The organism is Plantactinospora sp. A48, from assembly GCF_055793945.1.
In genome coordinates this window covers 72,978-85,809 of the sequence record NZ_JBTIXF010000002.1, presented here as the reverse complement: position 1 = coordinate 85,809, position 12,832 = coordinate 72,978, and the positions used below count along the sequence as shown (strand labels likewise).

The window sequence follows — 12,832 nt, the reverse complement described above, 5'->3', positions numbered from 1 at the left end:
ATTCCCTGGTCCGACCCGTAGGGCCCGGTCGGGTAGCCGGCACGCCGCCTAGGCTGTTGGACATGAACGAGCGAAGCGAGCGAATCAGCAAGCTCACCCTGGTTGAGCCTCATGCTGGCTTCGAGCGCAGCGAGAATCCAGCATGAGAGCGCTCAGCGAGGAGCCGGCGTGAGCGACCACCGGGGTACGACCGTCGACGAATCCTGCGTGCTGGACGACGGCCCGTGGACGCACCGGTTCGTCGGTGCCAACGGCAGCCGCTTCCACGTCGTGGAGGCGGGCACCGGTCCGATGGTGCTGTTCCTGCACGGTTTCCCCGAGTTCTGGTGGGCCTGGCACGAGATCCTGCCGGCGGTCGCCGAGGCCGGATTCCGGGCGGTCGCGGCCGACCTGCGAGGATACGGCGCCAGCGACAAACCACCCCGCGGGTACGACGGGTACACCCTCGCCGCCGACGTGGCCGGGCTGATCCGCGGGCTGGGCGAACGCTCGGCCACCGTCGTCGGCACGGGCGCGGGCGGCATGATCGCCTGGGCCGCCGCCTCGTTCCACCCCACCCTGGTACGCCGGCTCGTGATCCTCGGCGCACCGCATCCGCTGCGGCTGCGGGCCGCCATCTTCGCCGACCCGCGCGGGCAGTTCGCCGCCGCCACCTCCACGCTGCGGTTCCAGCTCCCCCGGTACGAGCACATCCTCACCCGCGACGACGCCGCACTGGTCGGTGAGGTGCTGACCCGGTGGGCCGGCCCGGACTGGGTGCGGGGCCCCGCCTTCCCCGGCTACGTCGAGCGGTACCGGCAGGCGATGCGGATCCCGCAGGCGGCGTTCTGCGCGATGGAGGGCTACCGCTGGGCGTTCCGGTCCGCGCTGCGGCTGCACGGCTACCGGTTCGTCAAGCTGATGCAGAAACCCATCGTGACGCCCACGCTGCAACTGCACGGCGCGTTGGACCGCGCCGCGCTGCCCCGCACCGCGCAGGGTTCCGGCCGGTACGTCACCGCCCCGTACGAATGGCGACTGCTCGACGGGGTGGGTCACTTTCCGCACCTGGAAGCGCCCGACCTGATCCTCGGCGAGGTGCTGCGCTGGACCAAGAGCTGAACCACCCGGCCCAGACCTGAACCGCGCCGGTCAGACCCGGTGCTCCCGCAGCTCGGTGACCTGGACCGTGCCGGTCAGACCCGGTGCTCTCGCAGCTCGGTGACCTCGGTCGCCGGGGCCCAGCCCTGGTAGACGCCGTAGTCGAAGGTCTCCAGGCCCAGCGACTCGGCCACCGGCCAGCGTCCGCCGGTGTACTCGATCCGCAGCCAGCCGTCCTGCTCACCGAGCACGATGAACGGCTGCCCGCGCCACGAGCACAGGGTCCGCACATACACCAGCTCGTCCACCTCGGTCGCCGGGAGCACCCGGACGTACCGGTCGGGTCCGATGCCGGTGAAACCCTCCGCCGGGTCGGGCCGGTAGATCCGCACCTGCTCGCCGGCCGGGCTCGCGTCGTACTCGTCGCCCCGCCAACGCGCCAGATAGCCGTCGCGGATCATTCCGACACCCAGGCACGCCGGTCGCTGTCCAGCGTCGCCACCAGGCTCTCGACGCCGTCCGATCCGAGCCGCCAGAGCTGCGCACCGTGCGGCAGCCGTACGCTGTCCACCTTGAACTCCGCGATGACGTCGGGACCGTCCCCCGGGGCGAAGCCATTGCCCCGGAACGGTGGGCGTTCGATCATCCAGCCCTCCATCGCCCGCATCGCGGCCTCGTTCTGGCCGCCGTACGGGATGCGGTAGAGATCCGGTCGGTAGGCGGCCCACCGCAGCAGGTAGATCTCCTCGGCGTCAGGCGCGAACGCCGAGGTCGGATGGTTCAGACCGAGCGCTTCGTACAGCTCGGCCGGGCCGCGCAGGTGCGCCACCTCGCTGGCCCGCTGGACGAACCCGGCCACCCGGTCGTACCCGCGGTCCAGATAGAAACCCAGCTGGGTCGGTGCCACCACCTTCTGCATGATGACCGGCCTGGTGGGGTCGTCCGGCGCCGGTACGTACGGCGGGGCGGCCGGTGACACCGGGACGGGTCCGTCGGCCGCGGCCGGCAGCGGTTCGTCGTCGAGACCAGCCTCGGTGGCCCAGTTGGCCAGGGCGAGTACCTGCTCGCCGGGAAGCTTCGCCCCGACCGGCGTGCCGGGGTTGACCGCGAACGACCAGTCCGGATCCGGCCACCGACGGATCAGCTGCACGAACGTGACCCCCACCGTGGGGGTGTCGGGCGGCAGGTGCTCGGCGAGCCGTTCCGGCGAGGTGAAGACCACAACGAACCGCTCATCACCCAGCGCCTCGGCCCGCCAGACGAAGCCGGCGTCACCCGGCCCCGTCCCGGGCACCGAGGTGGCGTCCACCGGCAGCAGCACCCTGGCCAGCAGCAGGGTGGAGAGGAACCGGTCGGTGCTGCCCTCAGCGGCCGCCGTGTAAAGATCCCATTCCACCTCGTTGGCCGGCGTGAAGGCGTCCGACCGCTCGACCGGCCACCCGGCCGGCGCGGAACCGGTCCCGGCCGCCTCCGCGTCGGCCCGCTCGACACCCGCCGCCTCGGGGTCCACCGTCCCGACACCCGCCGGCCCGGGGGACGTCGGCTCGGGGTCCACCGTCCCGACACCCGCCGGCCCGGGGGACGTCGGCTCGGGGTCCACCGTCCCGACACCCGCCAGCCCGGGGGACGTCGGCGCGGGGGACGTCGGTGAGGTCGGCGTCAGCTCGGTTCCGTCGACCACCGCACCGTCGATGACCACCGGTTGGCTGTCCGACACCCGTCGGACCGGGGCCGCGATCCGCGGGGCCGGAGTCACCTCGGTCGGTTCCACCACCGGCAGTTCCGGCGCGCGCTCCGTGGGCTCCGCCTCCGCCGCCACCTCGGCGGGCCGGTCGGGTGCCGAAACCGGCGAACCGACCGGCACCGACCGTGCGGACTGTTCGGGTGCCGACATCGACCGTGCGGACTGTTCGGGTGCCGACATCGCCGAACCGGCCGATGCCGGCGAACCGACCGGTACCGGCCCGGTGAGCTGCTCGGAGTCCACACGCCCGTTCGGCGAGCCAACGGCGGCCGACCGGTCTGGGGCGGACGACCGGTCTGGGGCGGACGACCGGTCCGGGGCGGACGGTGGCGCACCAACCCCGGCCGGTACGTCGGCGGAGCCGGTCCCGTTGAACGGCGGTGGTGGCTGCCCGGAGAGGTCCGCCGGTGGCCGGAAGGGCGCCGGCGCCGGCCGGAACGGCGGTGGCGCCGTCGGGCCACCATGGTTCCCCGGCTGCCGCGCGGTCGGGGCGGGGTGATGCTCGGCCCCGGGACTGCCTGCTCGGGTCTCCGAACCGCCCGGTTGGGTTCGCGACCCGGCTGATCTCGGCGCCGAGCGGTCGGGCTGAGGCTCCGGTCCGCCGCCATGCTGGGCTGGCCGACCGTTCCCGTGCGCGAGTTGGGCCACGAACCAGGCGGGCAGGTAGCCCTCGATCGGGAGACCCGGGTTGACCGCCAGCCACCAGCGCTGGCTCGGCCAGTTCGCGGCGAGGTCGAGGTACCGGATCCGGCGGGTCGGACCGATGGCATCACCCAGACACCCCCGGGCCGCCCTCGTCGAGGTGAAGGCGAGCACATGGGTCCGCCCGTCGGTGGTCCAGGTGCCCCATCCGGCGCTGCGCCCGGCCGCCGGTTGATCCGGCACCGGCAGCAACAGTTCGGTCCCGGCCAGGACGCGGAAGTAACCTTCCTGGTCATCCCGGCGGAGCGCGTCCCACAACGCGGCCTCTGCCTCGGTGGCCGGCTCCCAGTCGGTCACGGCCACTCTCCCTTCCACCACCTGACGAAGCCGCGGCTCGCACTCAACTACAAGGGACGAAGCATGATCATAATTGTAGGCCCGAACGGTTGGTGGACGTCACCAGAACTCGTCCGGCGGTAACATCCCGTGCCGAAACCGACACGTTCGGAGATGGCATGTTCTCGTTCCGCCTCGCGACCGTACCGGTCGCGGCCCTGATCGCGCTGGCCACGCCCGGGTTCGCGCCGTCCGCAGGGACCGCTACCGGGAAGTTCGCAAGTCCGGCCCGACCGGTCACCGAACGCGCATTCGCCACCACCGGGTGTGCGACCCGGGCGCCGGTCACCCGAGCGGGATCCGCCCTCCCGTGGACGCAACGGCGCTTTCCGCCGGGCCGCATCGCGGCGCTGGCCACCGGGGCCGGGGTGACCGTCGCGGTAATCGACTCCGGAGTGGACGCGGACCATCCCCAACTCGCCGGCCGGGTCGATCCGGGCGCGGACTTCCTCGATCCCGGCAACGACGGCCGGCGTGACTGCGCCGGACATGGAACCGCCGTGGCAAGCATCATCGCCGCTGGTCCGCAGCCCGGTACGCCGCTGCGTGGGCTGGCTCCGGAGGCGCGGATCCTGCCGATCCGGGTGAGCGAGCAGCAGGCGATCGGCGGGAAGGAGTCCGGCCGGACCGCCCCGCCGGAACGGTTCGCCCAGGCGATCCGATGGGCGGTACGGCATGGCGCGGACGTCCTGAACCTCTCCGTGGTGCTCTACTCGGACGTCCCGGCAGTGCGGCAGGCGATCGGGTACGCGATCGACCACGACGTCGTGGTGGTGGCCGCCGCCGGGAACCGGCACGAGGACGGCGATCCGCCGCCATATCCGGCCGCCTATCCCGGGGTCGTCGGCGTCGGCGCGATCGGTCCGGACGGGCTGCGGTCCCCGTTCTCGCAGCTCGGCCCGTACGTCGATGTGGTGGCCCCAGGGACGGACGTGCTGGCGGCCAGCCCGGGGCGGGGCACCGGGCGGCACGACGGTACGAGCTATGCCACCCCGTTCGTCGCCGCGACCGCGGCCCTGCTCCGGGAATACCGCCCCACGCTGACCGCCGCCCAGGTCAGCGCGCAGATCCGCGACACGGCGGATCCGGCACCCGGAGCCGGCGTCGGGTACGGCAGCGGGGTGCTCAACCCGGAGCGGGCGGTGACCGAACGGGTGGACCCGGCCACCGGAGCTGGAACCTCGGCCGTCACTCCCGGCGGCTCGGACCCCGGCAGCGCCAATCCCGACGGCTCGGACCCCGCCGGCCTGGATCCCGTCGGTGCGAAGTCCGCCACGGCGACGGCGGTCGGCCGGCACCGGCGGACCGCCCTGCTGGTCGGCACGGCTGGCGCCGTCGGCACGGTGCTCGCGCTGCTGGCCACCGTGGTGCTGCCGCGCGGGAGGCGACGCCGGTGGGAGCCGCCGGACCCGGTCGACAGCTGAACCCGACCGGCCGGTCACTGGAAGAGGCTGGCGTTCCGTTTCTCGGTGCTGAGGTAGTCGGCCGTTGACTCGTCGACGGCCAGTTTGATGTCACCGAGCATCTGGCGCAGGTCCTGCGCGGCGGCCCGCCAGCGGGTCTGGCGCTGCTCGTAGGCCTGGCGGGCCGCGCCCTCCCAGGTCGCCACCAGCGGGGCGGCGTCCCGTTCGAGCTGGCCGAGCTGTGTCTCCAGGGTGTTCACGGCTCGCTGGATGTCGGCGCTCGCCTGTTGCAGCGCCGGAAAGCTGACGACGAGCTGGTCATCGGGCATGGGATCCTCGCCTCCGGGGTCAGAGCGGCAGCTGGATGCCGCGGCTGGTCCTGGCGACCCGGTCGGCCGCCGCGCTGTCGGTGTCGTCGTATCGCAGGCCGGCGGTGCGGATCGCGGTGGCGGTCTCCCGCAGCGCGCGCTGCAATGCCGCCTGATCCTCTGACCACTGCTGCTTGACCTGCTCGAAGGAGCGGCCACCGGCACCCCGCCAGGTCTGCCGCAGCCCCTCCAGCTCGGTCATCAGGCCACTGAGCATCGCCTGCAACGCCTCGTCAGCCCGTTCGAACCTGGCCGCGGTCTGCCGCAGCACCGTGGCCTCCGCCTGGGTCTGGGTCACCCGGTCACCCTCCTCCGCGTCGCACGCCGGCACGGCCCGCCCGGCATGATGATCACCTGTCGTCATCGATCGACTTCGCACCGCTGACGCTAGCCGGTCACGAGCACGGTCGGTAGGCCCGCGATCACGCCTGTGGACAACCGCCGGCACAGACCGCAAGCCGGCCCGGGCCGCAAGCCGGCACCGACCGGATCACGGGCCGGTCGGCGAGCGGGCCGCGCCGGGCTCCAGGGCCGGGCCAGCCGGCAACAGCGCCACCACGGAGGCGGGCAGCCCGATCGGGCGTACGTCCCGATAGCCGAGCATGGCCAGCACCTGCGCGTCCGGCACCGCGTACCGTCGGCCCAGGTCGGTGACGACGCAGATCGCGCCCTCGGGCGCGCCCGGAGCCGGCGCGGACCGCACCACGGCGCCGCCCCCGGCGGGCACCACGATCCGGTCGGCGCGGATCGGGTCACCGGGTTTGTTGGCCACCGCGACCCCCGCGCCCGGGTCCACCACGTCCGGCGACACCTCGCCCGAACGGGCCGCAGCGGGCGCCAGACGCAGTTCGGGCGGGTCAGCGGTGTCCGGGGCGAACCGACCACACAGCGTCGGACCGGCGGCGTCGACCAACTCGGGCGCCCGCTGCGGCGGCGCGGTGCCGCCGGTCGGTACCCGGCTCGGCGATTTGGCCACGGCGGCGAACCGGCCCTGCGACAGCAGCGTCGGTTCGGCCTGCCGGCCGGCCGTGAGCAGCAGGTCGGCCTGCAACTCGGTGATGTCGGCCAGGCCGTCGCCGTCCACGAGCGCGTACTGCCGCGATCCGCCCTGGCTGGCCACCACCACCACCTCCCCGACGGTCAGGCCGGGAATCCGGGACGGCCGCCCGGCGTCCGGTACCGGGACGGGGGCCAGATCGGCGCCGGGCGGGAGGGCGTTCAGCAGCGCGGCGGCCACCGGTAGCGGCTGGCGGCTCGTCCAGGCGAACGCGGACAGCACCAGGTCCGGGGTGCGTACCAGATGGCGGCGGCCGTGCCAGAGCAGATGCAGGCTGCCGTCCGGGGCCCGGACCAGCAACCCGGACTCGCCCAGGGCCGGCTCCGGTGACGCGGCGCCGAGCACCAGCACCGAGCGCGGCGATCCGGTGGCACCGTCAGCGGGCAGGGTCGAGCAGACCGTCCAGGGCCCGGCGCTGAGCCGGCCCGGCCGAGGCAGCGAGTCGGGCGCGCCAACGAGGCCCAGCGGAGTGCCCCGGGGAACGTCCTCGATGGACCTTCGGGACACCAGGACGGTCCGGGGCCCACTTCCACCGACGATCAGCAGCGCCGACGCGAAGTTGGTCACCGGATGCAGCCGACCGTCACGGTAGACGTACCGGGCGCCGGACTCGCGTTCCACGATCACCGCCGAGGTGTCCCGGTAGCCGTCGCCACCCGCGCCGGTGAACGCGCCGTACAGTGCGGTCCCGCCGAGCGCGATGCCGGCCACCAGCACACCCGCCAACGCGGCGCCGGCGACCCGGCGGAACGGGGCACGTGCCGGGTCGGTCTCCCGGAGCACCAGCGCGGCCACCACCCGCTGAACCATGAACTGGTACGAGTGCAGTTGCTCCTGCCGGCCCGGCACCGCGCCCCCCTCCAGAGATCCCGGCCAATACCATAGGCGGGGCTCATCGACGATCAGCGACGACTCCCGGACGGGGTATGAGGTGACGGTTCAGCCGCGCGGCCGGACGGCCCGGGTTCTCACCAGCCAGGTCGCCGTCGCGGTGCTGCTCGCGGCGGCACCGGCCGGCGGGCTGGCCGTGGTCCTGGCGGCCCCGGTGGCGGTTGTCCTGCTGGCCGTGGCCTGGGCCCGCTGGCGGGGCCGGTGGTTGTCCGGCTGGCTGGTGCTGACCGGGCGGCATCTGCTGCGTCGCCGGGCGCCACGTCCCGGCGCCGGCCCCGCCGACCCGCTGGACCTCGTCGCGGTACCGGCCGAGCCCGACACCGTGCCGCTGGCCGGCGGGCTGACCGGCGTCCTGCGGGATCCGGCCGGGCTGACCGCCCTGCTGGAGGTCGACGGGGCGGACCTGATCGGTGGCGCGGGCCGACGGCTGCCGGCACCGGCCCGGCTGCTGCCCAGTCCGGTCGCCGGAAGCCCGACCGTGGTGCTGCACCTGGTCATCGCCGGCCTGCCCGCCGCCGGCCCGGGCTTGTCGCCGTACCGGGGATCGGCTGGCGGGACGGTGGCCCGGCAGCGGATCCTGATCGCCGTCCGGGTCGCCCGGGGCGGCCCCACCGAGCCGGAGCCGCACGCGGCGCTGTCCGCCGCGGTGCGCACGGTCCGGCGGCGGTTACGGCCGCTGCCCGCCGTACCGCTCGACGAGGACGCGCTGGTCGACGCGGTGACCGAGCTGGCCCGGATCGGGCCGGGTCGGCCGCTCGTCGAGGGTTGGGCCGAGGTCCGGACCGGTGACGAAGCTCAGGTGACGTACGCGCTCGGTCCTGATCTGCCGGCCCTGGGCCGGCTGCTACCCATGCTGGCCGCCGTGCCGGCCGCCACCGTGACGTCGATCCGGGTGTGCCCGCGCGCGGACGGCGGCCCGGAGGCCGAGTTGGGCATCCGGATAGCCGCGTCGGCAACCCCCGCGCTCGAGCTGGCGACCGAGACGCTGCGTCAGCTCTGCACCCGGGCCGGCGTCGAGCTGCGGGAGCTTCCCGGCGAACAGCTACCCGCACTGGTCGCCACGTTGCCGCTGGCCCGTCCACTCCCCGTCGCGCCGGTACGTCTCGACCCCTCGGGGGCCCGGACCGCGCTGCCGCTCGGTGATTCCGGTCTGCCGCTCGGCCGGGACCGGCGGGGCACCCCGGTGACCGTACGGCTGTTCCGCGCGGCGCCCACCCGGTTGGTCCTGGCCGGCGGGGTACGCACCGCCCAGCTCCTCACGCTCCGCGCACTCACCATGGGCGCCGAGGTGGCGGTGCGAACCGTCCGGCCGGATGCCTGGCGGGTACTGGCCGACGGCACTCGGCCGATCTCACTCCTGGCCGCCGGCCGGCCGGCGCCGCGACCCTCGGCCTGGCGCCCGGTCCTGGTGGTGCTCGACGGCGCACCACCGGAGGCCGGCGACGTGTCCGGGTGGCGGACGGTGCTGGCCGTCCGGGACCGGTTGGCGCCGGCCGATCGGGACCTGCTGGCCCGAGCCGACCTGGCGATCCTGGCGCCGCTGAGCCGGCCCGAGGCCGAACTGGTCGGCTCGGCCCTCGACCTGCCGGACTCGGTCGACTGGTTCACCCGGATCCCCACCGACATGGTGGGCCTCGCCCGGCCCGGCGGGGTCCGCTGGGCGGTGCTGGCCGCGTCCCCGGCCGAGGCGCGGCTGTTGAACCCGTACGGCCCGGTCGGTCCGGCCCGTGTGACCCATCCGGACCGGCCGCCTGGTCCCACCCGGACATCTCGTCCGGGCCGTACGCCCGGTTCGGCCCGTGCGTCCGGTTCCGCAGGCCGCTGAGCAGCTCACCCGCCGGCGAGCCTGGGGGCGCACCCGGACGCGGTCGGCGTGGCACCATGCCGGGCATGGAATTTCTGAAGGGTCTTCTGATCCGGCTGGTGACCACCGCACTGGCCTTCTGGCTGGCCACACTCGTCATCCCCGGCATCGACCTGACCACCGACTCAGGTGTGGACAAGGTGAGCACGCTGCTGCTGGTCGCGCTGATCTTCGGCGTCGTCAACGGCGTCCTGCACCCGATCATCAAAACCGTGGGCTGCGGCCTCTACCTGCTCACGCTCGGCCTCATCGCGCTGGTCGTCAACGGCCTGCTGTTCCTGCTGACCAGCTGGATCGCGGATCGACTCGACCTGCCGTTCCACGTGGACGGCTTCTGGCCGGCGGCGGTGCTCGGCGCGCTCTTCGTCGGCGTGGTCACCTGGGTGCTCGGCCTGGTCCTGGACCGCGACTGACCCACGCGCCCGGCCCGGCGCGGGCCGTGGGAGCCGAGCCGGAACCACCGCCGGCAGCGCGACCCGTTGGCGTCGAAGGCGCAGGTCCCGGGGACCGTACGCCGGCCCGGGTGCGCTGCGGCGGTCCACAAAACGGGAATTGGCGTCCGATGCGCGGCCACCGGCGCACTAGCGTCGGCGGGGTGCGGACGACCAGCCGAGCCGACGGCTACCAACTTTCCACGGACCCGGACCGGCTGCAGCTCGAGCTGGTCCACCGGTGGCTCTCCACCGACGCGTACTGGGCGATCGGGCGGAGCCGGGCGGTGACCGAGCGCGCCTTCACGGGTTCGCTTCCGTTCGGGATCTACCGGCCGGACGACGGGCGGCAGGTGGCGGTGGCCCGAGTGGTCACCGACGGCGCCACCTTCGCCTGGCTGTGCGACGTGTACGTCGAGCCGCCGGAGCGTGGTCGCGGACTGGGCCGCTGGCTGGTCGGCACGGTCCGCGCCGAGGTGGCCGACCGGGGCGTACGTCGGATCCTGCTGGCCACGCTGGACGCGCACGGCGTGTACGCGCCGGTGGGGTTCGCCCCGCTCGCCGCGCCGGACCGGTGGATGGAACTGGACCAGCGGTGAGCCGGGCCACCATCCGAGCCGCCATCGGGACCCGGCCGGTCGACCAGCCCCTACGGTGCGGGTCATGACCGAGCTGACCCGGGGGTATCTCTACGGCATCGGGGCGTACACCCTGTGGGGTTTCTTCCCGCTCTACATCAAGCTGCTCCGGCCGGCGGGGCCGGTGGAGATCCTGTCCCACCGGGTGATCTGGTCCGTGGTGTTCGTGGCGCTGCTGCTGTGCGTACTGCGCCACTGGCGTTTCCTGCGTCGGCTCGCCCGCCGCCCGCGGTCGCTGGCCGGGATCGGAACGGCAGCCGTGCTCATCGCGATCAACTGGGGCACGTACATCTACGGGGTCAACTCGGACCGGGTGGTCGAGACGGCGCTTGGTTACTTCATCAACCCCCTGGTCGTCGTGCTGCTCGGACTGACCGTGTTCCGGGAGCGGCTGCGTCCGGCCCAGTGGGTGGCGCTCGGCCTGGGCGGACTCGCGGTGGCCGTGCTCACCGTCGACTACGGTCGGCTGCCGTACCTCGCGCTCACCCTGGCGTTGAGTTTCGGCGGGTACGGGCTGGTCAAGAAGCGGTTGGCGCTGCCGGCCGTGGAGGGCCTGTTCGTCGAGTCGGGCATGCTGGCCGTGCCGGCGCTGGCGTACCTGCTCTGGTTGGAGTCACGCTCGGCGGGCACCTTCGGACACCTGTCGGTCGGGCACACCGGCCTGCTCGTCCTCGCCGGGGCCGCGACCGCCGTCCCGCTGCTGATGTTCGCGGGGGCGGCGAACCGGCTGCCGATGACCGGTCTCGGCATGATCCAGTACCTGGCACCCATCCTCCAGCTCGGCTGCGGAGTCCTGGTGTTCCACGAGCCCATGCCGCCCGCCCGGCTGGCCGGTTTCGCCCTGGTGTGGCTCGCGCTCGCCGTGTTCACTGTCGACGCCATCCGGTCCGCCCGGCGGTCCCGGAACACGCCGGCAGCGGTGGCCGCGGAGGCCGCCGCCGCGCGGTGAGCGCCGCCGCCGCGCGATGCGCCCCGCCGCTGCGGTGCGCCTTTGGCGTTAACAAGGGGCCCTTCCTATACAAAAAGCGATAAGAAGGTGCCCTTCCTTTCCCCCTCAGGGGATGTCATAGCCGAGCAGGGGGGTGCCGTCCTGGCGCTGCAACTCCAGCCGGTTCAACTCCCGCCCGGACAGCCGGGTGGCACCGGTGAGCGTGACCTCGTCACCCGGCGCGGCCAGCCACGAGCCGACCTGCTCGCGGGCACCGTCGGCGCCGACGGCGACCAGCCGGAACGTTCTCGTCTCCGGATACTCACCGGTGGCCGGGTAGCTGCAGTGCATGACCACCTTGGTGCCCCAGCGGGTGCCGCTGAGCCCGACCTCGGCGGTCACCGGCCCGTCGCCACGCACCGGGCGCATCGCCACCAGCTGGGTGGCCGGCGGCTCCGGGCCGGTGCCGCCGGTCTGCCGGGTGAGCTGGCCGATGCCCAGCCCGACCACCACCGCCAACCCGGCCGCGGCGAGCGCCACCCCGGCGTACCGCAGCCGGGCCTGGCGCCGACCGCGTCGGCTGGCCGTCCGCGCGGCGGTGAGCAGCGTGGGGAGCCGGGACTCGGTCACCGGGGGTGCGGCGAGGGATTCCAACCCGGCCGGATCCAGCCGGCCTAGCAGACCCGGCAGCACGGCGATCTCCGCGACCGCCTCGCGGCAGTCGGCACAGCCGGCGAGGTGCCGCTCGTACGCGGCCCGGTCGGCGGGCGCGAGCGCGCCGAGCACGTACGCACCGTCGTCGTACGCGAAGTCGCAGCTGGTCACCGGGTCACCCCCATCTCGGCGAGCACCAGGCGCAGCGACCGCAGCGCGTAGTGGGTGCGGGACTTCACCGTCCCGGCGGGGACGTTCAACCGCGCGGCGGCCTCGGTGACCGACCTGCCCAGGTAGAAACACTCCACCAGCACCTCACGGTGGCTGGGGGTCAGCCGGTTGAGCGCCTCGGCCACCGTCCACGCCTCCACCGCACGGTCCGCCTCGTCGGGCCCGTGTGGTGGCTCCGGCAGGGTGTCGGTCACCACCTCGCCCACCCGCGAGCTACGCCGGCGCCAGGCGTCGATGGCGAGGTTGCGGGCCGTGGTGAACAGCCAGGCCCGCACGGAACCCCGGCTCGGGTCCAGCGCCTCCGGGTGCCGCCAGGCGCGCAGCAGGGTTTCCTGGACGAGGTCCTCGGCCCGCTGCCGGTCGCCGCCGACCAGCCGCAGCGCGTGCGAGTAGAGCGCGTCGGCGTGTTCGTCGTGCAGCGCGCGCAGCAGTTGGGCGTCCAGATCGCTGATGATGTCCACCCCGTCCGCTGTCCCGCGCCGTCTCCGTCCTCTCGTACGGGTTC

The 12,832-nt window shown here is 73.9% G+C and carries 13 protein-coding genes; 6 read left to right on the top strand and 7 right to left on the bottom strand.

Annotated elements, in window-relative coordinates; translation table 11 throughout:
* The first annotated feature begins 168 nt into the window (after nucleotides 1-168).
* Entirely contained in the window at nucleotides 169-1,101 is a 933-nt protein-coding gene (locus tag ACXN5W_RS02000; protein WP_473156382.1) for an alpha/beta fold hydrolase, read from the top strand.
* A gap of 74 nt (nucleotides 1,102-1,175) precedes the next feature.
* On the opposite strand, the gene ACXN5W_RS01995 is transcribed toward ACXN5W_RS02000, so the two are convergent.
* Together ACXN5W_RS01995 and ACXN5W_RS01990 are read right to left on the bottom strand one after the other, a co-directional pair.
* A complete protein-coding gene (locus ACXN5W_RS01995; RefSeq protein WP_473156381.1) occupies nucleotides 1,176-1,541 on the bottom strand; it encodes a hypothetical protein in 366 nt (121 codons plus the stop codon).
* Nucleotides 1,538-3,823, bottom strand: coding sequence for an SseB family protein (locus tag ACXN5W_RS01990; protein WP_473156380.1), 2,286 nt, complete (start codon nucleotides 3,821-3,823; stop codon nucleotides 1,538-1,540). The genes ACXN5W_RS01995 and ACXN5W_RS01990 overlap by 4 nt, the downstream gene beginning before the upstream one ends.
* 158 nt (nucleotides 3,824-3,981) lie before the next feature.
* Between ACXN5W_RS01990 and mycP the strand changes: the two genes are divergently transcribed.
* Nucleotides 3,982-5,286: a type VII secretion-associated serine protease mycosin gene (gene mycP / locus ACXN5W_RS01985; protein ID WP_473156379.1), complete on the top strand. Its 1,305-nt coding sequence runs from the start codon at nucleotides 3,982-3,984 to the stop codon at nucleotides 5,284-5,286.
* 14 nt (nucleotides 5,287-5,300) lie between these two features.
* Here mycP and ACXN5W_RS01980 read toward each other — a convergent pair whose 3' ends face one another.
* The 3 genes from ACXN5W_RS01980 to eccB all read right to left on the bottom strand — a co-directional run bounded on the left by ACXN5W_RS01980 (nucleotide 5,301) and on the right by eccB (nucleotide 7,539).
* Nucleotides 5,301-5,594: a WXG100 family type VII secretion target gene (locus tag ACXN5W_RS01980; protein ID WP_473156378.1), complete on the bottom strand. Its 294-nt coding sequence runs from the start codon at nucleotides 5,592-5,594 to the stop codon at nucleotides 5,301-5,303.
* Between the two features lie 19 nt (nucleotides 5,595-5,613).
* The gene (locus ACXN5W_RS01975) at nucleotides 5,614-5,931 is read right to left on the bottom strand and encodes a WXG100 family type VII secretion target (protein WP_473156377.1); all 318 of its coding nucleotides are present in this window, start codon (nucleotides 5,929-5,931) and stop codon (nucleotides 5,614-5,616) included.
* 192 nt (nucleotides 5,932-6,123) lie between these two features.
* Nucleotides 6,124-7,539, bottom strand: a complete 1,416-nt coding sequence (gene eccB, locus ACXN5W_RS01970; RefSeq protein WP_473156376.1) for a type VII secretion protein EccB — start codon at nucleotides 7,537-7,539, stop codon at nucleotides 6,124-6,126.
* An 82-nt stretch (nucleotides 7,540-7,621) separates the two neighbouring features.
* Between eccB and ACXN5W_RS01965 the strand changes: the two genes are divergently transcribed.
* The 4 genes from ACXN5W_RS01965 (at nucleotide 7,622) to rarD (ending at nucleotide 11,463) form a co-directional block, all read left to right on the top strand.
* The gene (locus ACXN5W_RS01965; protein WP_473156375.1) at nucleotides 7,622-9,406 is read left to right on the top strand and encodes a type VII secretion protein EccE; all 1,785 of its coding nucleotides are present in this window, start codon (nucleotides 7,622-7,624) and stop codon (nucleotides 9,404-9,406) included.
* A 65-nt stretch (nucleotides 9,407-9,471) separates the two neighbouring features.
* The gene (locus tag ACXN5W_RS01960; RefSeq protein ID WP_473156374.1) at nucleotides 9,472-9,858 is read left to right on the top strand and encodes a phage holin family protein; all 387 of its coding nucleotides are present in this window, start codon (nucleotides 9,472-9,474) and stop codon (nucleotides 9,856-9,858) included.
* Between the two features lie 149 nt (nucleotides 9,859-10,007).
* Nucleotides 10,008-10,475, top strand: coding sequence for a GNAT family N-acetyltransferase (locus ACXN5W_RS01955; protein WP_473156373.1), 468 nt, complete (start codon nucleotides 10,008-10,010; stop codon nucleotides 10,473-10,475).
* 64 nt (nucleotides 10,476-10,539) lie between these two features.
* Nucleotides 10,540-11,463, top strand: coding sequence for an EamA family transporter RarD (gene rarD / locus ACXN5W_RS01950; protein WP_473156372.1), 924 nt, complete (start codon nucleotides 10,540-10,542; stop codon nucleotides 11,461-11,463).
* A gap of 105 nt (nucleotides 11,464-11,568) precedes the next feature.
* Here rarD and ACXN5W_RS01945 read toward each other — a convergent pair whose 3' ends face one another.
* Nucleotides 11,569-12,267, bottom strand: a complete 699-nt coding sequence (locus ACXN5W_RS01945; RefSeq protein ID WP_473156371.1) for an anti-sigma factor family protein — start codon at nucleotides 12,265-12,267, stop codon at nucleotides 11,569-11,571.
* Nucleotides 12,264-12,758, bottom strand: coding sequence for a sigma-70 family RNA polymerase sigma factor (locus tag ACXN5W_RS01940; RefSeq protein ID WP_473156503.1), 495 nt, complete (start codon nucleotides 12,756-12,758; stop codon nucleotides 12,264-12,266). Before ACXN5W_RS01940 ends, ACXN5W_RS01945 begins: the two co-directional genes overlap by 4 nt.
* Nucleotides 12,759-12,832 lie beyond the last annotated feature (74 nt).

Excerpts from the sequence above, each read along its gene's own strand:
- ACXN5W_RS01995 (WP_473156381.1), bottom strand. The coding sequence starts at position 1,541 with ATGATCCGCGACGGCTATCTGGCGCGTTGGCGGGGCGACGAGTACGAC.
- rarD (WP_473156372.1), top strand. The coding sequence starts at position 10,540 with ATGACCGAGCTGACCCGGGGGTATCTCTACGGCATCGGGGCGTACACC.
- ACXN5W_RS01955 (WP_473156373.1), top strand. The coding sequence starts at position 10,008 with ATGCGCGGCCACCGGCGCACTAGCGTCGGCGGGGTGCGGACGACCAGC.
- ACXN5W_RS01960 (WP_473156374.1), top strand. The coding sequence starts at position 9,472 with ATGGAATTTCTGAAGGGTCTTCTGATCCGGCTGGTGACCACCGCACTG.
- ACXN5W_RS01980 (WP_473156378.1), bottom strand. The coding sequence starts at position 5,594 with ATGCCCGATGACCAGCTCGTCGTCAGCTTTCCGGCGCTGCAACAGGCG.
- mycP (WP_473156379.1), top strand. The coding sequence starts at position 3,982 with ATGTTCTCGTTCCGCCTCGCGACCGTACCGGTCGCGGCCCTGATCGCG.